A 23,069-nucleotide genomic window follows, 5' to 3' on the forward strand; every position below is an offset into this window, starting at 1 on the left:
TTCCCATACCTCTAATCGATCTAATAATCAATACAATCTAGGATTGGAACTAACCTATAATTATAATCTTATTGATCTTAATATTGACTATCAATATTTTGGCGAAAGCAAGACAAACTCAAACTATATTACTGTGCTTGCTAAATTTAATTTTTAATCATCTAAAATAACAATAGGATGTTGCATATATTTTTTATGAGCATCTAGACCTCAATAATCATTTTTTTGAATATTAAAATCTACTAATAATCCATAGTGATTTCATCTAAAGATAACTTAAAACTTGGAACAAAGACTTCTAAAAAATAGTCCATTTCAGGACTATGACGTTGTGATAAGGTTTTTTTTAAACGCTGTTCTGCTAATCTAAATTCATTATTGCCAGCACTCAGTTCCTCAATCGTTTTTAAATACGCACATAATGCATCAGCTTGCTTTACTATACTTTTTTCTGCTTCATCATAATAGTCATCATCAATTAATAATTTAAACTCATCTTGTAACTCTTTAGGAAGCATATTTATAAGCTTATGCTGTGCTATTTTTTCAATCTTTTTATATTCAACCGTGATTTGTGGGTTATAATATTTCGTTGGTGTTGGTAAATCTCCTGTTATTACTTCTGAAACATCATGATACATAGCCAATAATGCAATTCGTTCAGGATTAACATTACCATTAAATTTTTTATTTTTAATAATTGCTAAGGCATGTGCAATAAAAGCAACTTGCAAACTATGTTCAGATACATTTTCAGTTCTCACATTACGCATTAATGGCCAACGATTAATTAATTTTAATCGTGATAAATGAGCAAAAAAATGGCTGACGTTCATATAAAAATCTCTTTTTTAAAAAATAAAAACGCCTCCATATAATTGGAAGCGTTCAATCGATTAAAATGTATTACTTTAGAATTTTATGCTAAAACAAGTTGTTGTGTACCTAAAGCAAGTGGAACATTTTGCTCTTCAGTAAATGTTACATATTCCCATGCTTCTTGGTTTACCAACAATGATTGTAATAATTGGTTATTTAAAGCATGACCTGATTTATAACAAACAACTTCACCAATCATGTTATGACCACTCATGAATAAATCACCAATAGTATCAAGCATTTTATGACGAACAAATTCATCTTCAAAACGTAAACCATCTTCATTAAGTACTTTGTAGTCATCAACAACAATAGCACAATCCAAACTACCACCTAAGCATAACCCTTTTGATTGTAACGCTTCAATATCTCGCATAAAACCAAATGTTCTTGCTCGGCTAATTTGGCGAATAAAAGATTCAGACGAAAAATCTAATTGATAACGCTGTGAGCTACTATCAATAGCCGGATGATGGAAGTCGATAGTAAAATCTAATCTAAAACCATTATACGGTCTTAATTCTGCCCATTTATCGCCGTTTTCAACTCGAACTGTTTCTTTAACTCGCAAAAATCTTTTTAATGCATTTTGTTCAGTAATACCTGCATCAAGTAATAAATATACAAATGGACTTGCACTACCATCCATAATTGGAATTTCTGGCGCATTAACTTCAATAATAATATTATCGATACCAAGACCTGCTAATGCTGAATTAATATGCTCAACAGTTGAAATGCGAACATTATCTTCATTCACTAGACATGTACAAAGCATAGTATCACGCACAGATTTAGCATCAACAGGGAAATCCACATACGGATTTAAATCAGTACGACGATAAATAACCCCTGTGTTTTCAGGTGCGGGACGTAAGGTCAAAGTAACTTTTTTGCCAGTATGCAAACCAACACCTGTCGCTTGTATTGTCTTTTTTAATGTTCTTTGTTTCACTTTGCACCTACTATTCTATTTGTTTTTACTGAAATATTAGACAATAAAAAATCAACTAAGTTCAATACTAATTTGCCTGCTTACGGATAAATGCAGGAATATCTAAAATTTTATTTTCTTCAAGAGGAGAAATACCTTGTTCATTCACAACTTTAGCTAATCTCTCTTCTTGTTGTCCTAAATTACCACTTTGACCAAATAATGGATTTTGAGTCATTGGTTTAGCTATTTTTACTTCTGGACGTTTGTCCATACCAATACCTGTTGCTACAACCGTTACTCGAATCTCATCTGACATATCTGGATCAAAAGTCGTACCAACCACAACAGTCGCGTTATCAGAAGCAAAAGCTCTAACTGTACTACCCACTGTTTCAAACTCTTCTAATCCAAGATCTAAACCAGCTGTAACATTGACAAGGACACCACGAGCTCCCGATAAATCAATATCTTCAAGTAAAGGGCTTGAAATTGCCATTTCAGCCGCTTCTTCAGCACGATTATCACCACTCGCACAGCCTGAACCCATCATAGCATATCCCATTTCAGACATAACCGTTCTGACATCGGCAAAGTCAACGTTAATATGACCTGGTTTAGTAATCAGCTCTGCAATACCTTGCACTGCACCTTTTAACACGCCATTAGCTGCTGCAAAAGCATCAAGCAGTTTAACTCCACGACCTAACACCTTTAATAATTTATCATTTGGTATCGTAATAAGCGAATCTACATGCTTTGCTAATTCAGCTATACCTTGCTCAGCAAAAGCCATGCGCTTTTTACCTTCAAAACCGAAAGGTTTAGTCACAACAGCAACAGTTAAAATACCTAACTCTTTAGCTATTTCAGCAACTACTGGTGCTGCACCTGTTCCTGTGCCACCACCCATTCCAGCAGCAATAAACACCATGTCAGCACCTTCAATAGCACTACGAATTACTTCACGATCTTCCTCAGCAGAGTTTCTACCCACTTCAGGATTGGCTCCAGCACCAAGTCCTTTAGTAACATTGGTACCGATTTGGATAGTTTGACCTACCTTAATTCTTCGCAATGCTTGTGCATCTGTATTTGCCGCAAAAAACTCTACACCTTCGATATGTTCAGCAATCATATGTTCGACAGCGTTACCGCCACCACCACCTACACCAATAACTTTAATGACTGCTGCTGGTTCATCATCTGCAACCATAGGCTCAAACATAACTTATCTCCAAATTTACGCTCTACGAACATTGTACAGATAACCGCCTGCAATGTCCACGAAGTTCTTGTAATATATTAGCTAAAATTCTTTTTTAAACCAACCGGTCAAACGTTTAGCTATCCCTTTTAATGATGATTTATCACTATCTTTAGAGTCATCATTTAATAAACTCTGTTTTCCATAATGCAATAATCCTACTGCTGTTGAGCAATAAGGTTTTTGTACATAATCCGTTAAGCCCGAAATATTTAAAGGATGACCTATACGCACTTGATTTTGAAAAACTTTTTCAGCACATTCAACCATTCCTTTAATTTGTGCTGCGCCACCGGTTAATACAATCCCTGCTGCTAATTGATATTTGACATTTTGTTTTTTCAGCTCATCTTGTAATGTGAGCAACTCTTTTTGTACTAATGAAAGAAGCTCTGAATATCGGGGTTCAATGACATCAGCAAGCGTTTGTCTTTGCAAAGAACGTGATGGCCTTCCACCAACACTTGGCACATCAATCACTTCATCTTTACCAATTAGCGAGCCTACGGCACATCCATAACGGATTTTAATATTTTCAGCATCCATCGGAGGTGCACCAAATGCATAAGCAATATCACTAGTAACTACATTTCCTGCATAAGGTATGACAACGGAATGTCGTAATGCACCACCTGTATAGACAGTTACATCCATTGTCCCTCCCCCCATATCAATGACACAGACACCAAGTTCTTTTTCATCATCAGTTAATACGGCATAGCTAGAAGCTAAACCAGAAAAAATAAGTTGATCCACCTTCAATCCACAACGTTCAACAGCTTTTACAATATTTCTTGCCATATCGTTATGACAAGTAACTAAGTGTACTTTTGCTTTCATTCGTACACCTGATAAACCGATTGGATTTTTTATCCCTTCCTGTAAATCAATAGAATATTCTTGAGCAATCACATGCAGTATACGGTGTTCATCTAAAATTCGAACTGATTTTGCTGTATGCACAACATTTTCAACATCTTCTGCTGTCACTTCTTCTTCTGCAATTGGCACCATACCAATTTCATTTTGACAACGAATATGTTTTCCTGAAAGGCTTAAATAAACGGAAGATATCTGGCAGTCAGCCATTAGCTCTGCTTGATCAACTGCTCGTTGGATTGATTTCACTACCGACTCGAGATCGTTAACACCACCTTTATCAACCCCTTTTGATGGGCAATGACCTACACCGATAATATTTATAATACCATCGGGAAGAACTTCACCAACGAGAGCAAGTACTTTAGAGGTACCAACTTCTAATCCAACAACCAATTTTTTTTCTGTTGCTTTCATATTTCAGCCTTTATTGATTCCTTACTGCGCTATTTTCTCTGTTTGTACTGAAATACCATTTTCATAACGTAAATCAGCGACTATTATTCTTTCATCAACCGGCGTTTTTGACTTAATTTCAGGAAACAATCTAATAAATTGCTCATAACGTTCTTCAATGTTTTTATTTCCCAACACTAATTTTATTTCCTGATTTTCATCGCATACACCAGCTATACATTGTGTAACCATCAGTTGTAAAGAATTACGCTCATCAGATATTGTAGCGTTAATCTGTAATGCCAACTGATTATTAGCTAATTTTTTAGAAAGATTTTCTAATTTATAATAATTTTCAAGTACAGATTTAGCTTTACCCTCTGGACCATAAAGCCTTGATAACTTTAAATCAGCGATACGATCCGATGGCACACTAAAAACATTTCCTTTTTTATCAAGAAAAAACAAATCATTCCAATAATAGGCTGGCTTATAGTCTTCTACGTAGACAATTAATCTATCCGGCCACTGTTTTCGCACACTCGCTTGCTTAACCCATGGAAATCTCATTATTTCTTGCTGAATATCAACAACATCTTGCCCAACATAAGTATTAGGCAAACCTAATCCTAAAATTGCCTCACGAAGATCATCTTCTGTTGTAAAAATGTGCTCACCACTTAATGTTAACTGTGACAGTACCATTTGTTCAGGATCATCCATCCAGTTTTTAATGCTTTTTACAATCCAAGCACTTATTAGAATAATCACAATAAAGAACAAAAATCCCATCAAATGTTCTTTACTGCGAAAAATAAGCAGCCTTCTTCTTTCATCTCTTCTATGTGCTGCTTGTCTAACTTGTTTCATAAAATTAGCTAGTTAAACTGCTGCTAGTTGTAATATCTGGCTAACTAGTTGATTAAATGACCAACCATGTTGTTTAGCTGCCATTGGAACTAAGCTATGATCTGTCATACCAGGAGCAGTATTAACTTCAAGTAAATATGGTTTTTGACTATCATCAAACATAATATCGACTCTTCCCCAACCTCTGCAACCAACAGCTTTATAAGCATCCAAAGCTAATTTACGGATTTCTTGTTCTTTTTCATCAGATAATCCACTTGGACAAAAATATTGAGTTGAGTCTGATAAATACTTTGCATCATAATCATAAAATTGGGTAGATGGCTTAATGTAAATTGAAGGTAAAACTTCATCTCCTACTATTGCCACTGTAAATTCTGGACCTGATAAAAATGATTCAACCATCACAACACTATCATATTTAAAAGCAATCTCAAGGGCAGCTTTTAATTCCGATACTTGATTAACCCTAGTCATACCTACACTTGAACCTTCATGACTAGGTTTAACAAACAAGGGTAAACCCAATTGTTTAACAATATCGTCAATATCAATGGATTGCGTTTTTTCCACCATTACATAATCAGCAACAGGTAAACCTAATGATTTCCAAACTAATTTAGTTTTTAATTTGTCCATTGTTAATGCTGAAGATAATACGTCACTGCCAGTATAAGGAATATTTTGATAAGTCAATATTGCCTGAACAATACCATCTTCACCACCTCGCCCATGTAAAATTACAAAAGCCTTGGTGTATCCTTCTTGTTTTAAATTAGTTATAGGGTGATCTTTTGTATCAATAAGATGTGCATCAATACCATTTGCTAATAAACCGGTTAGAACCGCATTACCTGATTTAAGCGACACTTCTCGCTCTGCAGAGGTACCACCATATAATATGGCAACTTTATCAACCATTTATAATTCCTCTTTTGAAAATAATTGTGTATTGGCCAACTGACGTGCAACTCGACCAACACTACCAGCACCTTGTGTCAATAAAAGATCTCCACCTTTTAATATTTCTTGCATAATTTCAGGTAATAGATTTAAATCAGACACATAAATGGGGTCAACTTTACCTCGATTGCGAATAGTACGACATAATGAACGACTATCAGCGCCAGCAATTGGTTGCTCACCAGCTGAATAGACATCTAACATAACAAGCGCATCAACTTGTGATAATACTTGTGCAAAATCATCAAATAAATCTCGAGTGCGTGTATATCGATGTGGTTGAAATAACATAACTAATCTACGATCCGGCCAACCATTTCTTGCAGCTTGAATGGTTGCATTAACTTCACTTGGATGATGACCGTAATCATCAACCATCATGACATCGCCCCCATCTGAATTAGGAAAAATACCTAATAAATCAAAACGTCGACTAGTACCTGCAAATTTAGCCAAAGCTTTTACAATAGATTCATCATCAATACCATCTTCAGTTGCAGCAATGATAGCAGCTGCTGAATTTAGGGCATTATGTTGTCCTGGTGCATTTAATTCAATTTGTAAATCTTGGCGATCAGGGCGACAAACGGTGTAATAACTAACACCTCTTTCCTGACGATAATTTTTAATAACAATATCTGCCTCTTTATTGAATCCATAAGTGATGATTTTACGACCAACAATTGGCAATAACTCACGATTAATTGGATCGTCATAACACATAATAGCTAAACCATAAAACGGAAGATTACGTAAAAACGAAATAAAGGTCTGTTTGAGATTTTCAACACAACCGTTATAAGTATCCATATGATCAGGCTCTATATTTGTTACTATAGATACCATTGGTTGTAAATGAAGAAATGACGCATCACTTTCATCTGCCTCTGCAATAAAATAACGACTGCTACCTAATCTAGCATGTGTTCCAGCAGCTTTAACTAAACCACCATTAACAAAAGTTGGATCAAGTTTTGCCTCAGCATAAATAGCTGTAACCATTGCCGTTGTAGTAGTTTTACCATGAGTGCCTGCTATTGCAATACCATATCGAAAACGCATCAATTCAGCTAACATTTCTGCTCTTTGAATAACCGGTATACGAGCTTCACGTGCTGTAATTACTTCAATGTTATCTTGTGAAATAGCTGAAGAAATAACGACAACACTTGAATTACGCACATTTTCAGCGGCATGCCCAATAACAATTTTTGCACCTAATGTTTCTAAGTGTTGAGTAACCGCATTTTCAGCAATGTCTGAACCACTAATTTGGTACCCTTCATTAGCCAGAACCTCAGCAATGCCCCCCATTCCTGCGCCACCAATCCCAACAAAATGGATATGTTTAACACGTTTCATTACGGGAATAATTGCTCTTAATTCAGCTAATTCCTTAGTATTCACTATTTAACTCCTAATCATTTTATTTAGTGTTTATCGTCAAATCTTTATGGAAAACTCAGTTCATATTACGAATTTATAATTTCAATAAAACATTTAACTCAAAACTACAAATTAACCGAAACCATTACATAACGTTATGTAAAAATTATTATTTTACCACTGAACAAATAGTTTCAGCCACTTTTTCTGTAGAATCGACAATAGATAAACTTTTTGCTTTAATGGCCATATCTGTTAACTTATCACGATTAAAATTCAATAATAAACTTGATAACACTTCAACATTAAAATTTGGTTGTTCTATAATATATGCTGCTCCGATATCGGCTAAAGATTTTGCATTCCAATATTGCTGGCGATCTTTATGCATAAATGGAATAAATATTGCACCAATTCCAACAACTTCAATTTCACTTACAGTTAATGCTCCACTACGGCAGATTACTATATCAGCCCAGCTGTAAGCTTCAGCTACATCAGAAATAAATTCAGTAATCTTATTCTTTGTCATATCACAATTTTGATAAGATTGAGAGACAGAATTCAACATCCCTTTACCCGTCTGATGCCATACCACAAAGTTATCGGATAACTTTGTTATCGCTTGAGGTACTATGTCATTAATAACTTTTGCTCCCTGACTGCCTCCCATAACTAATACTCTAATAGGTCCATTTCGATCTTTAAATCTTACCTCTGGATTTGTAATAGTTAACAAATCATTTCGTACCGGATTACCCACTAGTTCAGCTTTATTAAATGCCGTTGGAAATGCTTGTAACACTTTAGTTGCAAATTTTGCAAGATATTTATTAGTTAAGCCAGCTATACCATTTTGTTCATGCAATACAATAGGTATACCAAGAGTTTTAGCCGCTATACCACCTGGACCAGAAACATATCCCCCCATGCCTAGGACAACATCAGGACGATAAGTTTTTAAAATTTTTCTAGCTTGTAATACTGCTTTTAAAATTTTATAAGGTGCTTTTAATAATGCCATTCCCCCTTTTCCACGTAATCCTGAAATCTCGATAAAATCAATATCAATACCATTTTCAGGTACAAGACGCGCTTCCATCCTATCTGCAGTACCCAACCATCTCACTTGCCAACCTTGTTTCATCAAATAATGCGCAACTGCAATACCAGGAAAAACATGACCTCCTGTACCACCTGCCATAACTAACAATTTTTTCATTACTTTATAATCCTAATTCTTGCTTGCGATTGTTTTTGTCTAAATTCGAAATCAATTCTTAGTAATATTGCTACAGCAATGCTCATTACTATAAGACTTGAACCACCATAACTAATAAATGGTAATGTTAATCCTTTAGTTGGTAACATACCTGATGTAACTCCAATATTCACAAATGTTTGAAAACCAAACCAAATACCTATTTCACAAGCTAAATATCCTGAAAACAGTGAACCGTCATTTAATGCTCGGTATCCAATGGCCAATGCTTTAAATGTTAAAAAGAAAAGTAATATTAATAAGGTAATTACACCAACGTAACCAAATTCTTCCGAAATAATTGAAAAAATAAAATCAGTATGACATTCTGGTAAATAGCCTAATTTAAGAATTGAATTACCCATTCCTTGACCGGTGATACCACCACTACCGATTGCCATTAATGATGCAACTAACTGATATCCCGAACCTGTCGCATCTTGCCAAGGATCAAGGAAGGTTAATAAACGAGTTAAACGATAAGCTTCAAACAATATCAAACAAATTACAGCACCAACACCAGTTAATAAAATAGCAATAAATTGCCACAATTGAGCTCCAGCTATAAATAATATGCCGATTGTCACCATAAATAATACAATAACTGTCCCTAAATCAGGTTGTTTGAGTAACAAAATAGAAAGAACTGTCATTACAACCATAGGTTTAAAAAATCCCCAAAATCGATTTTGGACTTCATCAGATTTTCTTGATAAATACCCTGCTAAAAAGATAAAAAGGGATAATTTAGCTAACTCCGCTGGTTGAAAATTAAAAACACCTAACGGAATCCATCTTGAAGCACCATTGATTGAAGAACCTATACCTAAAACTGCAATTAACATTATAATGGCAACAATTAATAATGCAGATCCAAATTGTTGCCATCGTTGCATAGGAATATATAAAGTAATAATCATCAATAACAATGAAATTGTTATCTGAATCAGTTCTCGCCGTGTATAAAAAAAAGGATCGCTTTCACTAAATGACATTGACGCTGATGTGACCATTATCAAACCAAATACCATTAAACTAAGGATTATCCAAAGTAATGAATTATCAAATGGTATATTAGGATTAACTTGTTTTTTTATTCCTAAAAGTGTCATTTTTCACTCCTTAGAACATATTGCTTGGCAAGATAGGCAAAGAGATTTCCTCGCTCAATATAATTTCTAAACTGATCCAAACTTGCACAAGCAGGGGAAAGCAAGACTACATCTCTTGATAGTACTTTCCGAGCTATAATTTGCATAGCATCTGTCATCGTTTCTATAACGGTAGATAAATTAGGCGCTAATTCAGCAAGTAAATTACGATCTCGACCAAAACAAAAAATTTCAAGATTTTTATCTTGTAAATAAGGAATTAAAGGAGAAAAATCAGCTGATTTTCCATCCCCACCTAATAATAAATATAATTTTCCATGACAGACAACACTTTTCAATGCGGCTTCAGTACTACCAACATTCGTTGCTTTAGAATCATTAATCCATTTCACACCATTTTGTTCTAAAACCAACTCAAAACGATGCGGTAAACCTTGAAATGTCATAATTGTAACTAAGCTTAACTGCCTATCTATATTTAATTTATCGGAAATAGCTAATGCAGCCAAAGCATTAAGATAGTTATGACAACCTATTAGTTTCATATCTTGAGTTGACAGTACGGGGTGATTTTGAGCAATTAAATATTCACATAGCTCATCTAAATGGTAATCACCTTCTTTTAATCCAAATGAAACTGTATGATGATGTTTAGATAATGGTACAGTTAATTGATCATCATGGTTAATTATGCAATATCTCGCATTATGATAAATCCGTTGTTTAGCCGCTGTATATTGCTTTAGACCTAATGGATAACGATCCATATGATCTTCGGATATATTTAAAATTGTAGCGACTGTGGCTTTTAGACTATTTGTTGTTTCTAATTGAAAACTAGATAGTTCAAGTACATATACTTCACAATCTTGATTTAATAAAGATAATGCTGGTTCACCAATATTACCTCCAACACCAACTTTAATACCTGCAGACTTAACAATTTCACCAACTAAAGTTGTCACTGTCGTTTTTCCATTCGCACCAGTAATTGCAACAATTTTTTTATTTTCTTGTTGATTCACTTCACGACAAAACAGCTCAATATCGCCTATAATTTCAATACCTTTGTGAGATGCTTGTTTCAATTCAGGTGAGGATAGGGCAATACCAGGACTGACAATAATTAAATCAGCAGCTAATAGCCAATCAATTTTTAATGCCCCTAAATGATAATCAATGCGATCATCTAATTGTTCTAATCCTTGCGGTTTTAGACGGGTATCAATGACTTTAGGAATAACATTTTGAGCAAGAAAATAATCAACACAAGATAAACCTGTGATGCCTAATCCAATAATAACAATATTTTTGCCCTGATAGTTAACCATAATTTAATCCTGATATTTTTATTAACGTAATTTCAAAGTTAATAAGCCAATTACAACTAACATTAATGAGATTATCCAAAACCGCACAATTACACGAGGTTCTGGCCAACCTTTTAATTCATAGTGATGATGAATGGGTGCCATACGAAATATTCTTTTTCCCCGTAATTTAAAGGAACCCACTTGCAATATAACCGATAAAGTTTCAATAACAAAAATACCGCCCATTATCAGTAATAAAAATTCTTGCCTTAGTAAAACAGAGATAATGCCAAAGACTCCACCTAAAGCTAATGAACCAACATCTCCCATAAATACCATCGCGGGGTAGGTGTTAAACCATAAGAAACCTAGCCCAGCACCAATAATAGCGGTACAAATAATCATTAACTCACCACTAAATTTTATATACGGAATATGTAAATAAGCAGCAAAATTGACATTACCTGTTGCCCAAGAAACCAGTGCAAATCCAGCTGCAACAAATACCGTTGGCATAATCGCAAGTCCGTCGAGTCCATCTGTTAAATTAACGGCATTACCAGCGCCTACGATGACAAAATAAGTAAGTAAAATAAAACATATACCTAATTGTGGCATGACATCTTTAAAAAATGGTACTACGAGCACTGTAACTGAGCTATTTTTACCATAAGCATAAAGACCAAAAGCTACAACTAAGGCAATTGACGATTGCCAAAAATACTTCCATCTTGCAATCAACCCTGCACTATTTTTACGAATGACTTTTAAATAATCATCAGCAAAGCCAATTATTCCGTAACCAATTAATACAAATAATGATATCCAAACATAAGGATTGCGAAGATCGGCCCATAGAAATACGGATAACAAAATAGAGGCTAAAATTAAAATTCCTCCCATAGTTGGAGTGCCTTTTTTACTTAAATGAGATTCTGGACCATCATTACGAATAACTTGACCAATTTGTAATTTTTGCAACCAATCAATGACTTTTTGTCCCATAATTAACGAAATAGCTAATGAAGTTAATAAACCTAAAATAGCTCTTACCGTTAAATAAGAGATAACATGAAAAAAAGTAAAATATTTAACCAAATATTCTGATAATAAAACCAACATAATTTTTATCCTGACTCACTATTGTTTAATATATATTTTTTCGATGAGTTCTTCCATTTTTGCACTACGCGACCCTTTAACAAGCATAGTTAATTTTGGATACTGACGTAGTAAAGTTAGCAAATAGCTAACTGCATCTTGTTTATTACTAAAATGGTGTCCTACACCACTAAACTCACTGATAGCCTGACTAAGTATACCAACACTTACTACACAATCAATTTGCTCTTGTTTAGCTATCTCGCCTATTTTTTGGTGATATTTTTCTGCCTCACTGCCAAGTTCAGCCATATCACCAACAACAAATACTCGATATCCTTGCTGCTTTGCTAAAACTTTGAGCGCAGCAGACATTGAACCAACATTGGCATTATAAGTATCATCTAAAATTAGTTGAGTTCGATTTAATTTTATTGGAAATAACCGACCTTTCACTGGGTTCAAAGTAGATAAGCCTTTAACTACTTGTTCAAAATTGGCACCAACCGAAATAGCTAAAGCTGAAGCTGCAATAGCATTAGAAATATTATGCTCTCCAATTAATGGTAATATAATTTCGCATTCGCCATGAGGGGAATGTAAAATAAATCTTGTATATTCAGAAAGTTGAATATTACTAGCATAAAAGTCTGCCGACGAATTATTCAAAGAAAAAGTCCAGACAGTTTTATTTGTTAATTGAGTAAACCATTTATCACTGCAACTATCCAAATTAATAATTGCAATACCATCATTGGATAACCCCCGAAAAATCTCACCTTTAGCTATTGCAACACCTTCGATCGAACCAAAACCTTCAAGATGCGCCTCAGAAATATTATTAATTAAAGCACTTTGAGGTTTAACAATATTGGTTGTATAAGCAATTTCACCGATATGATTAGCGCCTAATTCTATAACGGCAAACTGATCTTGCCGAGTTAAACGAAATAGCGTTAATGGTACACCAATATCATTATTAAAATTACCTTGTGTATAAAGCGTTTGTCCGCAATTTTGTAAAATAGAAGCGATCATTTCTTTAACTGATGTCTTACCAGAAGAACCAGTAAGTGCTACAATTTTTGCTTTGCTTTGTTGGCGAATATATGCAGCTATTTTACTCAAAGCCAAATGAGTATTGCTTACAATAATTTGTGGTATTTCACTATCAATTTTATGATTAACTATCACCGCAATAGCACCATTTTTTATAGCTTGATCGACAAATTCATGACCATCAAAATTATCACCAATAAGTGCAATAAATACAGACATATTAGAAATTTTTCGCGAATCGGTACTAATAGCCTCAACTACCCTATTCTCATTATCTATATAATAAGATTTTCCATTGATCACTTGCTTTATTTTTTCAATACTTAATGGGATCATAATTGATTCTCAATTCCTAATAACTGTCTGACTGTTTCCTGATCTGAATAGTGGTACTTCGTTTTACCAATAATTTGATAGTCCTCATGACCTTTTCCTGCAATTAAAATCACATCATTCGCTTTTGCTTGTGCAATTGTTTGCATAATAGCTTGTTTTCTATCTGTAATCACTTGTGTTTCTTGATTATTATAAAAACCTTGTTCTATATCCCGAATGATATTCATTTCATCTTCGGTGCGAGGATTATCATTAGTTAATACTACTTTGTCAGCAAATTGCTCGGCTATTTCAGCCATTAAAGGCCTTTTCCCTACATCCCTGTCTCCACCACAACCAAAAATTACCCATAAAGTTCCTTTACAATGAATTCGACTTGCTTGTAATGCTTTTTGTAGCGCATCAGGAGTATGAGCATAATCAACAATAATTGTTGGATTATTGTTTGAATGTATGACTTCCATTCGTCCACAGATTGGTTTAAGAAAAGATGCCATATTAATTACTGCAAAAAATGGATAATCAAGCGTTAATAATGTTGCTATAGATAGCAAAATGTTAGACACATTAAATTCACCTAATAATCGACTGTTAATAATGGCATTACCCCAAGTTGATTCCATATGAATTTTGGCACCTTTATCGTGATATTCGATCATAGATACACCAACGTAAGGGATATTTAATGCTTTTAAGCGTTTTAAAGATTTAGGCTGACAAGACACAGCTGTTACTTCTAAAAGCTTATCAATCCAACGTTTACCATATTTGTCATCATAGTTAATGATTGACTTACCTGAATTTGAAACTTGCTTTTCTTTTTCATCAGGATTGAATAATGACCATTTTGCTTTAGCATATTTACTCATGGTTTTATGATAATCAAGATGATCACGACTTAAATTAGTAAATACCGTTGCTGCACAATTCAAACCTTTCACTCGATTCATTACTAATCCATGAGATGAAATTTCCATCGCCAAAACTTTGACATGTTTTTTTACAAAATCAGCTAATAATGATTGAACATCTATAGCGGATGCCGTTGTATTAACTGATGGTTTTAGATGATTATAGATTCCATTTCCGATGGTACCTAAAATAGCTGTTTTGTCATTAAGAAGTGTTGTACATTGAGCAATAAGCTGCGTAATTGTTGTTTTTCCATTTGTACCTGTCACACCAATAACCGTTAATTTTTTTGATGGAGAATGATAAAAATCATTTGCAATAGCGGATAAACGCTGTGAAAGTTGAAAAACACTTATCTGTGGTATAAGCGATTGATCATCTTTCTTCAAATAATCAATTTTTAAATCATTCGATTTCCTATAAGTTTCAATTAAAACAACAACAGCGCCCGCTGTAATAGCTTGAGGAATAAATTTTCGTCCATCAACTGAATAACCTTTGATAGCAACAAATACATCATTTTTTTTCACTTTGCGACTATCAATTTGCAAATTATTAAGCGGGAAATCATTTAATTTTTGAGTGTGTTGTCCTCCTAATAATTTAAATAATGATTTAAATGTGCTTGTAGCCATCATTTACCACCTATTAATAAATAATCGTTTGACCGTCAATTTGCCGATCTGGTTTAACATTCATAGTTCTAAGTACTCCCCCCATAATGCGACTAAAAACTGGAGCAGAAACCGAACCTCCGTAATATTGACCAGCTTTCGGATTATCAATTATAACGACCAACGAATATTTTGGCCTTGTTGCTGGTGCAATCCCTGCTGTGTACGCTAAATATTGATTAACATAGCGTCCACTCGATAATTTTTTAGCTGTGCCTGTTTTAACCCCGACACTATAACCAGGTACGGAGGCTTTTGCTCCACCACCTGAAACAGCTACAGCTTCCATTAGTTGAACTACTATTTTAGCTATTTTTTCTGGCACAACTCGCTGACCATCGACTTGGGTATTTACTTTTAAAATAGAAACAGGTCGATAAATTCCATAACTACCAATAGTTGCATAGGCTCTTGCTAACTGTAGTGGTGTCACACTTAATCCATATCCAAAGGCGAAAGTTGCTCTTTCAATATCAGCCCATTTTCTGGTTCGCTCTGCGGCTATTGACCCATTAACTTCTCCACCTAATCCAAGTCCTGTTGTTTGCCCTAAGCCAAAACGACTATAATACTCAACAAGTTCGCTAGACTGCATTTGCAAAGCTAATTTACTCACGCCAACGTTACTCGATTTTTCCAAAATTCCTGCTAAATTTAATGATTTTTGATATGACACATCTTTAATCTCATAACGATTGACTAAAAAAGGTCTAGTATCAATAATGGTATTCAAATCCGCGATTTTCTTCTCTAACGCAGCCATAACAACTAGAGGTTTTACAGTAGAACCCGGTTCAAATGCATCTGTTACAGCACGGTTACGCAGCAAATTATAATCAATTGATGAGCGATTATTAGGATTATAAGATGGACTAGTTGCCATCGCTAAAATCTCTCCGGTATGTACGTCAATTAAAACTGCAGTACCACTGTCTGCTTGATTAAATGTAACAGCTTGACTAAGCTCGCTATAAACTAAAGATTGTAACCTTTCATCAATACTTAATATTAAATCTTCTGCTGCTTCACTTTCGGTTCGTTCTATTTCTTCAATAACGCGCCCTACTCTGTCACGTCTAATAACTCTTTGCCCTGATTCACCCGTTAACCATTTATTAAAAGTTTTCTCGATACCTTCAGCGCCTTTTTCTGTACCATTTTCATCGATATCAGTTAAACCAATAAGTTGAGCAACGTTCTCTGCTGCCGGATAGTATCGTTTTGAAGTTTTTGCAAATGAAATCCCTGGCAATTTTAATTGTTTTAAATAATTCGAAATTGTCGGCGTTATCTGTTTAGATAAATAAACAAAACGCATAGACGGATTACTCAATTTTTGCTCAAGCGTTGACATCGGAATATTAAGAATTTTTGCTAATCCTTGCCACCTTATATCAGTAGCTTTTACACCGCCTTTTTGCACAACAATTTTTGGATCAGCCCAAACATCAAACATTGGTACGCTAACAGCTAATGCTCGCCCATTACGATCGGTAATCATGGCTCTTGGAGCATCCATCTCTTGATGACGAATGGATCGCTTATCACCTTCAGCAATAAGTTTATCTGGTTCAATGATTTGCAAAATTGCCATTCGGATAATTAAACAAACAATAGCAAAAATAATAAAACCATATACAACATAGAAACGATTAGGAGTAAAAAACTGTTTTTTATTATTCAGTTTATTTACTTTATTTGTCTTTAAAACCTTTTTAGATTTATCTTTATTATTTTTTATAACAGGTTTCATTATTTACTCTTTATCACAATAACGGTTTCATTTTGCGGTGTCACGTAAGACATACCTAATTCATTTTTTGCTCTGTATTCAACACGTTTTGGATCTGCAAGTACATTTTCTTCAATGACTAAATTACGCCATTCACTTTCTAATACATCTTGCTCTAATAGAAGTTGTTCACGTTCAGATAGCTGCTTACGAACCTGCTGAGTTGTGATTAATACACATCCAGCAGACAAAATTATAAGAACTAGTAATAGTAATGAAAATTTTTGATACTCAATGAGATCACCAATAATTAGACCAAATAGACTCTTTCTTGGCCTTTTTTGGCTATCAATTTCTGCATATAAGTTATCAAAATCATTATTTTGATTACCGTTCATTTTTCCTTTCAGCTACCCTTAATATTGCACTTCGTGAACGAGGGTTGTGGTTAATCTCATCATCACTTGGTTTAACTTTGCCAAGTGTTTTCAATTTAGCCCGACCATATTGTTTAATTTGTTGTTCTGTTAGTGGTAATCCAGCAGGGAGTTCTGGTCCTTTACTGTTTTTATTAATAAATTGTTTAACTATTCTATCTTCTAAAGAATGAAAACTAATTATTGCTAATCGGCCTTGGTCAGCAAGTACTGATAAACTACTATTTAGTGCCTGCTCAACTTCTTCCAATTCACTATTGATATAAATGCGTATTGCTTGAAAACTTCGAGTTGCAGGATGTTTATATTTATCTTTTTTAGGTGTGGCTAGTTCAATTAAATTCGCCAACTCTAAAGTTCGGGTTATTGGTGAAATTTTATTTTGTTCAACTATGGCCCGTGCAATACGCTTAGCGAACTTTTCCTCACCAAATGTTTTTAGTACCCAAGCAATATTGCTTTCATCGCTACTCAATAACCATTCACTCGCAGTCATACCTCTATGGCTATTCATTCTCATATCTAAAGGGCCATCACGCATAAAAGAAAATCCCCTTTGTGGATCATCTAATTGAGGTGATGAGACACCAAGATCTAATAAAAAACCATCAACTTTACCGAGTAATCCTAAATTATCAATATATTGATAAACATTAGAAAATTCTCCTCGAATAAACGTAAACCGCGGATCTTTTATTTCTGTTGCGGCTTGTTGTGCTAAAGCGTCACGATCTATAGCAATTAACTTTCCTTGTTCGCCAAGTTGTTCAAGTATCAGTCGAGAATGTCCACCTCGGCCGAAAGTTCCATCAACATAAATGCCGTTTTTTTTTATATTCAATGCTGTTACAGCTTCACCTAATAAAACTGTTGTATGTTGATAGCTCATTAATTTTTTTACTCTTTGTTAAATAGTTAAACTTTTCAAATTATCAGATAAATTAGCAATATCGGATGGTAATGCAGCGATATCTTCACTAATTTGTTGATACCATATTACTTCATCCCAAATCTCGAATTTATTAGATTGTCCAACAAACATGATATGTTTTTCTAATTTGGCATATGCACGTAACGTTGGCGGTAACAAAATTCTACCTGAATTATCCATTGGACACTCAATTGCATAACCTAATAATAACCGTTTAACTCTACGTTCAGCCTCAACCACTGTTGATAGTGTTGAAAGTTGTTGCTCGATTCTTTTCCATTCAGACATGGAGTAAAGGGTAAGACAAGAATGATATAATCCAATAGTACAAACCATACCTTCAGACAAAAATTCACGGTAGCGAGTAGGGATAGCCATTCGCCCTTTACTATCTAAAGTGACTGAAGTTGCACCGCTGAACATAAAAGCACCGTTAGTAATAAATTTTAATTATTTTTTATTTGTTAATAATCAATTGGTTAAATAATTATGACTTTCTTGCCACTTAACCCCACTTTTTACCACAAAAGTTACAAAATTAATAGGCATTTAATTAATTAATTTCTAATTGTTTAATAGTACAGTTTTTTTTATTTTTAATATAAATAAGCCAAAAATCACAAAAGTTATTATTTTAAATAATAACAGAGTGTTAAAAATAAAATTCACATGATGCTACTACCTTTGACCATAAAAATTACACATTGATTAATGATATAGATTTATATGAGTAGAAATTTTTTGAATTAGTAACGACAGGAATTAATGAAATTTTACAACAAATTAATTAATTTATTTAAAAATCATTAGCCGACAAATGTCGGCTAATTTATATCATTTAGCAAGCTGACCAAAATCCAGTTACTTTAACTTTATTTTGATGTAGAATAGCTCGAATTGGCATTTGATTAACATCATCACCATTTTCTGCTTGCTCTAATACTGCCATTTTACTTTCTCCAACTAAAAGCAAATAGATATTTGTACTATTTAAAATAGTCGGCAAAGTCAGAGTAATACGATCAAGAGGGGCTGTTAAAGGAGTCATACCAACAACCTTTCGTCCTGATTTCATATCTAAGCCCAATTGCAAATTAGCTGCACCAGGGAATAATGATGCTGTATGACCATCTTCTCCCATACCTAAAATGATTACATCAAAAGGCATTGGTACTTTATTTAAAGTTTCGTCAGTAAGTTCAGCACCATCAAATGGATTATCATAACTATTTTTCAGTCCTATAAAATTAGCTAATTTTGCTTTATTTTGTAACAAATAGGTCATGACTAACTTTTCATTACTAGCATTATCAGTATCATCAACCCATCTATCATCAACTAACGTGATAAAAACTCGATTCCATTCTAGATCTTGTTGACTAAGTAAGTTAAATAATGGAATAGGCGTTTTACCTCCAGAAACAGCAATAGAAGCATGACCTTTTTTTTCAATTGCTTGTTTTAAAGCATTAACAATATGTGAGGTTAAATCTTCAATCAAAAACTGACTATTTTCATATTTGTTTAACGTAAACATATTTAATTTTCCTTTATTCAAATTCATGCCATGAATACCCATCTTTAGTGATTAAGGCAACCGATGCAACCGGGCCCCATGTACCTGCCTGATAAGTTTTTGGTGACTCTTTATCTGATTCCCAAGCGCTAATAATTGAATCAACCCATTTCCATGCTGCTTCGACTTCATCACGATGGACAAATAGTGCTTGTCGTCCACGCATAACCTCAAGTAATAATCGTTCATAAGCATCGGCTCGATGTTGATGAAAAGTTTCATTAAAACTCAGATCAAGCTTAGTTGTTTGTAATGTATGTGTACTATCTAATCCAGGAACTTTATTTAAAATTTCAATATCCATTCCTTCATCGGGTTGCAACCGAATAGTTAATTTATTTTGTGGTAGCTCTGGATAAGATTCATTAAATAAATTAAGTGGTAATGGTTTAAAATAAACAACGACTTCGGAACATTTGCTTGGTAAACGTTTACCTGTACGCAAATAAAAAGGTACACCAGCCCAGCGCCAGTTATCAATATCAACACGAATGGCTACAAATGTTTCAGTATCACTTTCTTTGTTTGCCCCATCTTCTTCTAAATAACCCGGTACATTAATACCATTTACAAATCCTGCTGTATATTGACCTCGTACAACTTTCTCACGAATGTTGGTTTTATTTATTGGTCTAAGTGCATCAAGCACTGCTATTTTTTCATTACGTAGGCTATTATCTTCTAGATTAGCTGGAGGCGACATCGCGATCATAGTTAAAATTTGTAATAAATGATTTTGCACCATATCACGCATTTGTCCAGCTTTATCAAAATATCCCCATCGACCTTCAATGCCAACTTGTTCAGCTACCGTTATTTCTACATGATCGATCGAATTTCTATCCCAAAATGAGGCAAACAATGGATTAGCAAAACGTAATGCTAATAGATTTAGAACTGATTCTTTACCTAAATAATGGTCAATACGATAAACTTGTGATTCACTGAAATATTTTGCTACTGAATCATTGATTTCACGAGATGATTGCAGATCAGTACCAAGTGGTTTTTCCATCACGATTCGATTCTGATCTTGATTTAATCCAGCTTCAGCTAGACCTCGACAAATAGTACCAAAAGCGCCCGGATGCATCGCAAAATAAAAAATAGTTGGTCGAGTTTGATCAAGTTTATTTTTAAGCTCTTTAAAACCAGAAAGATTATTAACATCCAATTTATGGAAGTTAAGCCGTTGGCTAAATCTTTGCCAAATATTATCATCCAATGGTTCTGACATAAAGGTGGTTAATGCATCTTTAGCAACTTCAACATAAGCAGCATGATCCCATTCTGCACGTCCAACACCTAAAATTTTGGTCTGTTTTGGCAATTTTCCATATTTTTCTAATTGATATAAAGACGGTAATAATTTGCGTCTTGTCAAATCCCCTTTAGCACCGAAAATAACTAAATCGCAAGCTGGGATATCAGACATGGTTCTCTCCTAAGATAGTAGAATATGATTTATTCTATTCTGTTGTATTACCTATGTATACCTAGTTAATGGGGTAAACCATAATAATAGGCATTTGCCTTATTTTTCTAAAATAAAAGGTCACCATGAAGGTGACCTTTATTTTAAATCTTTGATTGGATAATATCCAATTAAAATATAATTATACGCGTACAAAATCCATATGGACTAGTTTTGGCTTGAATGGGTGGCGTTGTACTGCTTGCACTTTCGCTTTAACCGCTTTACCGTCAACTTCAAGGGTTAAAACTTCAGAATAAAATTCTGGTTTTTCTTGCATATTAAAGATTTGGTTGTGATCAAGCACAACAGAGATTGCAGGTTCAGTTCCACCATAAATAATAGCTGGGAATTGACCAGCGTGACGCAGGCGGCGGCTCGCACCCTTACCATGCACTTTTCTAACTTCTGCTTTAAATTTAAACATTTTTATTTCTCTTAATTGTTTTAAAATAAAAACCAATTACAGGCGACCCAGTAGTTGGCTATAAAATAGGTGCTTTAAAAAAAGCGCTAGCGATTATAAAGTTTTATCCAATTAAACGCAATCAAATAATACTATTGTCTTAGTATAATATTGATCGCGTATACAGCTAGAATAAAAATGATTAAATCAATTCTATCTTGAAACCATAAGTCGACTGTTTATTTAGTGACAATTTTAATGGTTTATTGATACGCCCTGCTTCAACACAAACCATATATCTATATTCCTCATCACCAAAATCAGACATTGCTTTAGATTTATCTATCCATGGATTCCAAGTAACCACATCACTTGCATCAGTAGTGGTAAGTTTAACAGTTCGAACATTATCATTAATAGTTATTTCAGTATTAGCATTTGTATAAATACGATCAACTTCTTGATTAAAAGTCATGTGACCAACAGTAACGGGTTTATTTTCAACAACAAGTCGTTCTTGATAAGTTTCACCTAATCCCTTAACAATAACATGACTAATATTATCAATACTAAAATAAGTATGCAGTGCACTGGTTGCTTCAAAGTCACCTGTACAGTTCAAAGTCACTTCACAAGTTTTACCTAAATGAATCTTTAAAGACACATTAAAAGGTTTGTCAAAATAAGATTTTGTTTGTTGATTTTGGGAGAGTACCAAAACAAGATTAACGCCATTATCATCTTCATTACATGAATCTAGAGTCCATTGAACAAGGCGAGCAAAGCCATGAGAAGGAGTTCTTGAAGCTCCAAACCAAGGCCAACAAACTGGTACACCACCACGAATTGCAACGCCTTTTTCAAATTTTGATTGTTTACTTAACCAAATAACAGGTGTCTGCTCTGTTGAAGGTTGCCAGAATAATAAATGAGCGCCTTGCAGACTAACAGCAGCACAACAACGATTATGTTGAATAACTAAAATAGGCAATTCACCAAATTTTATTTGTTTAACTGATGAGGTTAATAACTTTGATTCTGTAGTACTAGTTAAAATTTGTTTATAAATATTCATATTGACTCCTATATTTAACTTGATCGACGATCAATGTCATAAAAAATGAATTTAAATACTAGTATTGATTTTACGCTTTTTGAGCACATTATAAAA

Annotated in this window: 21 protein-coding genes; all 21 read right to left on the reverse strand. The window is 34.1% G+C overall.

Annotation, left to right across the window (positions count from 1 at the left end; all coding sequences use genetic code 11):
* Positions 1 to 242 precede the first annotated feature (242 nt).
* Positions 243 to 836 (reverse strand): 5'-deoxynucleotidase, encoded by a 594-nt coding sequence (gene yfbR / locus J3U19_RS02385; RefSeq protein ID WP_267345354.1) that lies wholly within the window; start codon positions 834 to 836, stop codon positions 243 to 245.
* Positions 837 to 919: 83 nt separating this feature from the next.
* Positions 920 to 1,834 (reverse strand): UDP-3-O-acyl-N-acetylglucosamine deacetylase, encoded by a 915-nt coding sequence (gene lpxC / locus J3U19_RS02390; RefSeq protein WP_267339896.1) that lies wholly within the window; start codon positions 1,832 to 1,834, stop codon positions 920 to 922.
* A 67-nt stretch (positions 1,835 to 1,901) separates the two neighbouring features.
* Positions 1,902 to 3,041 (reverse strand): cell division protein FtsZ, encoded by a 1,140-nt coding sequence (gene ftsZ, locus J3U19_RS02395; RefSeq protein ID WP_267339897.1) that lies wholly within the window; start codon positions 3,039 to 3,041, stop codon positions 1,902 to 1,904.
* A gap of 81 nt (positions 3,042 to 3,122) precedes the next feature.
* Positions 3,123 to 4,376, reverse strand: a complete 1,254-nt coding sequence (gene ftsA / locus J3U19_RS02400; RefSeq protein ID WP_267339898.1) for a cell division protein FtsA — start codon at positions 4,374 to 4,376, stop codon at positions 3,123 to 3,125.
* A gap of 21 nt (positions 4,377 to 4,397) precedes the next feature.
* Entirely contained in the window at positions 4,398 to 5,225 is an 828-nt protein-coding gene (locus tag J3U19_RS02405) for an FtsQ-type POTRA domain-containing protein (protein WP_267339899.1), read from the reverse strand.
* Positions 5,226 to 5,237: 12 nt separating this feature from the next.
* Positions 5,238 to 6,146: a D-alanine--D-alanine ligase gene (locus J3U19_RS02410; protein WP_267339900.1), complete on the reverse strand. Its 909-nt coding sequence runs from the start codon at positions 6,144 to 6,146 to the stop codon at positions 5,238 to 5,240.
* A complete protein-coding gene (gene murC / locus J3U19_RS02415) occupies positions 6,147 to 7,595 on the reverse strand; it encodes a UDP-N-acetylmuramate--L-alanine ligase (protein WP_416380335.1) in 1,449 nt (482 codons plus the stop codon). It abuts the gene before it with no gap.
* Between the two features lie 148 nt (positions 7,596 to 7,743).
* Entirely contained in the window at positions 7,744 to 8,796 is a 1,053-nt protein-coding gene (murG, locus tag J3U19_RS02420; RefSeq protein ID WP_267345356.1) for an undecaprenyldiphospho-muramoylpentapeptide beta-N-acetylglucosaminyltransferase, read from the reverse strand.
* Positions 8,796 to 9,947, reverse strand: coding sequence for a cell division protein FtsW (ftsW, locus tag J3U19_RS02425; RefSeq protein ID WP_267339902.1), 1,152 nt, complete (start codon positions 9,945 to 9,947; stop codon positions 8,796 to 8,798). Before ftsW ends, murG begins: the two co-directional genes overlap by 1 nt.
* Positions 9,944 to 11,278 (reverse strand): UDP-N-acetylmuramoyl-L-alanine--D-glutamate ligase, encoded by a 1,335-nt coding sequence (gene murD, locus J3U19_RS02430; protein ID WP_267339904.1) that lies wholly within the window; start codon positions 11,276 to 11,278, stop codon positions 9,944 to 9,946. Before murD ends, ftsW begins: the two co-directional genes overlap by 4 nt.
* A 21-nt stretch (positions 11,279 to 11,299) precedes the next feature.
* The gene (gene mraY, locus J3U19_RS02435; protein ID WP_267345358.1) at positions 11,300 to 12,382 is read right to left on the reverse strand and encodes a phospho-N-acetylmuramoyl-pentapeptide-transferase; all 1,083 of its coding nucleotides are present in this window, start codon (positions 12,380 to 12,382) and stop codon (positions 11,300 to 11,302) included.
* A gap of 18 nt (positions 12,383 to 12,400) precedes the next feature.
* Positions 12,401 to 13,756 (reverse strand): UDP-N-acetylmuramoyl-tripeptide--D-alanyl-D-alanine ligase, encoded by a 1,356-nt coding sequence (gene murF / locus J3U19_RS02440; RefSeq protein WP_267339906.1) that lies wholly within the window; start codon positions 13,754 to 13,756, stop codon positions 12,401 to 12,403.
* Positions 13,753 to 15,303 (reverse strand): UDP-N-acetylmuramoyl-L-alanyl-D-glutamate--2,6-diaminopimelate ligase, encoded by a 1,551-nt coding sequence (gene murE, locus J3U19_RS02445; RefSeq protein ID WP_267345360.1) that lies wholly within the window; start codon positions 15,301 to 15,303, stop codon positions 13,753 to 13,755. Before murE ends, murF begins: the two co-directional genes overlap by 4 nt.
* 13 nt (positions 15,304 to 15,316) lie before the next feature.
* Positions 15,317 to 17,095 (reverse strand): peptidoglycan glycosyltransferase FtsI, encoded by a 1,779-nt coding sequence (gene ftsI, locus J3U19_RS02450; protein WP_267339908.1) that lies wholly within the window; start codon positions 17,093 to 17,095, stop codon positions 15,317 to 15,319.
* Positions 17,095 to 17,472, reverse strand: coding sequence for a cell division protein FtsL (gene ftsL, locus J3U19_RS02455; protein WP_267339909.1), 378 nt, complete (start codon positions 17,470 to 17,472; stop codon positions 17,095 to 17,097). Before ftsL ends, ftsI begins: the two co-directional genes overlap by 1 nt.
* A complete protein-coding gene (rsmH, locus tag J3U19_RS02460; RefSeq protein WP_267339910.1) occupies positions 17,462 to 18,400 on the reverse strand; it encodes a 16S rRNA (cytosine(1402)-N(4))-methyltransferase RsmH in 939 nt (312 codons plus the stop codon). Before rsmH ends, ftsL begins: the two co-directional genes overlap by 11 nt.
* Before the next feature lie 18 nt (positions 18,401 to 18,418).
* On the reverse strand, positions 18,419 to 18,865 hold the full coding sequence (gene mraZ, locus J3U19_RS02465; protein ID WP_267339911.1) for a division/cell wall cluster transcriptional repressor MraZ: 447 nt from the start codon (positions 18,863 to 18,865) through the stop codon (positions 18,419 to 18,421).
* A 415-nt stretch (positions 18,866 to 19,280) separates the two neighbouring features.
* Entirely contained in the window at positions 19,281 to 19,979 is a 699-nt protein-coding gene (gene pgl, locus J3U19_RS02470) for a 6-phosphogluconolactonase (protein ID WP_267339913.1), read from the reverse strand.
* A 13-nt stretch (positions 19,980 to 19,992) separates the two neighbouring features.
* Complete coding sequence (gene zwf / locus J3U19_RS02475) at positions 19,993 to 21,453, reverse strand: glucose-6-phosphate dehydrogenase (RefSeq protein ID WP_267345361.1); 1,461 nt, start codon at positions 21,451 to 21,453, stop codon at positions 19,993 to 19,995.
* Between the two features lie 181 nt (positions 21,454 to 21,634).
* Positions 21,635 to 21,919: a 50S ribosomal protein L25 gene (gene rplY, locus J3U19_RS02480; RefSeq protein WP_267345362.1), complete on the reverse strand. Its 285-nt coding sequence runs from the start codon at positions 21,917 to 21,919 to the stop codon at positions 21,635 to 21,637.
* Between the two features lie 181 nt (positions 21,920 to 22,100).
* Positions 22,101 to 22,973: a D-hexose-6-phosphate mutarotase gene (locus tag J3U19_RS02485; protein ID WP_267345363.1), complete on the reverse strand. Its 873-nt coding sequence runs from the start codon at positions 22,971 to 22,973 to the stop codon at positions 22,101 to 22,103.
* Between the last annotated feature and the right edge of the window lie 96 nt (positions 22,974 to 23,069).

Source organism: Gilliamella sp. B2828, from assembly GCF_026537125.1.
Taxonomy (GTDB): domain Bacteria; phylum Pseudomonadota; class Gammaproteobacteria; order Enterobacterales; family Orbaceae; genus Gilliamella.

What these genes read in the sequence shown, in the direction of transcription:
- yfbR (WP_267345354.1), bottom strand. Translation starts at nt 836, where the DNA reads ATGAACGTCAGCCATTTTTTTGCTCATTTATCACGATTAAAATTAATT.
- ftsZ (WP_267339897.1), bottom strand. Translation starts at nt 3,041, where the DNA reads ATGTTTGAGCCTATGGTTGCAGATGATGAACCAGCAGCAGTCATTAAA.
- ftsA (WP_267339898.1), bottom strand. Translation starts at nt 4,376, where the DNA reads ATGAAAGCAACAGAAAAAAAATTGGTTGTTGGATTAGAAGTTGGTACC.
- J3U19_RS02405 (WP_267339899.1), bottom strand. Translation starts at nt 5,225, where the DNA reads ATGAAACAAGTTAGACAAGCAGCACATAGAAGAGATGAAAGAAGAAGG.
- J3U19_RS02410 (WP_267339900.1), bottom strand. Translation starts at nt 6,146, where the DNA reads ATGGTTGATAAAGTTGCCATATTATATGGTGGTACCTCTGCAGAGCGA.
- murG (WP_267345356.1), bottom strand. Translation starts at nt 8,796, where the DNA reads ATGAAAAAATTGTTAGTTATGGCAGGTGGTACAGGAGGTCATGTTTTT.
- ftsW (WP_267339902.1), bottom strand. Translation starts at nt 9,947, where the DNA reads ATGACACTTTTAGGAATAAAAAAACAAGTTAATCCTAATATACCATTT.
- murD (WP_267339904.1), bottom strand. Translation starts at nt 11,278, where the DNA reads ATGGTTAACTATCAGGGCAAAAATATTGTTATTATTGGATTAGGCATC.
- mraY (WP_267345358.1), bottom strand. Translation starts at nt 12,382, where the DNA reads ATGTTGGTTTTATTATCAGAATATTTGGTTAAATATTTTACTTTTTTT.
- murF (WP_267339906.1), bottom strand. Translation starts at nt 13,756, where the DNA reads ATGATCCCATTAAGTATTGAAAAAATAAAGCAAGTGATCAATGGAAAA.
- murE (WP_267345360.1), bottom strand. Translation starts at nt 15,303, where the DNA reads ATGGCTACAAGCACATTTAAATCATTATTTAAATTATTAGGAGGACAA.
- ftsI (WP_267339908.1), bottom strand. Translation starts at nt 17,095, where the DNA reads ATGAAACCTGTTATAAAAAATAATAAAGATAAATCTAAAAAGGTTTTA.
- ftsL (WP_267339909.1), bottom strand. Translation starts at nt 17,472, where the DNA reads ATGAACGGTAATCAAAATAATGATTTTGATAACTTATATGCAGAAATT.
- rsmH (WP_267339910.1), bottom strand. Translation starts at nt 18,400, where the DNA reads ATGAGCTATCAACATACAACAGTTTTATTAGGTGAAGCTGTAACAGCA.
- mraZ (WP_267339911.1), bottom strand. Translation starts at nt 18,865, where the DNA reads ATGTTCAGCGGTGCAACTTCAGTCACTTTAGATAGTAAAGGGCGAATG.
- pgl (WP_267339913.1), bottom strand. Translation starts at nt 19,979, where the DNA reads ATGTTTACGTTAAACAAATATGAAAATAGTCAGTTTTTGATTGAAGAT.
- zwf (WP_267345361.1), bottom strand. Translation starts at nt 21,453, where the DNA reads ATGTCTGATATCCCAGCTTGCGATTTAGTTATTTTCGGTGCTAAAGGG.
- rplY (WP_267345362.1), bottom strand. Translation starts at nt 21,919, where the DNA reads ATGTTTAAATTTAAAGCAGAAGTTAGAAAAGTGCATGGTAAGGGTGCG.
- J3U19_RS02485 (WP_267345363.1), bottom strand. Translation starts at nt 22,973, where the DNA reads ATGAATATTTATAAACAAATTTTAACTAGTACTACAGAATCAAAGTTA.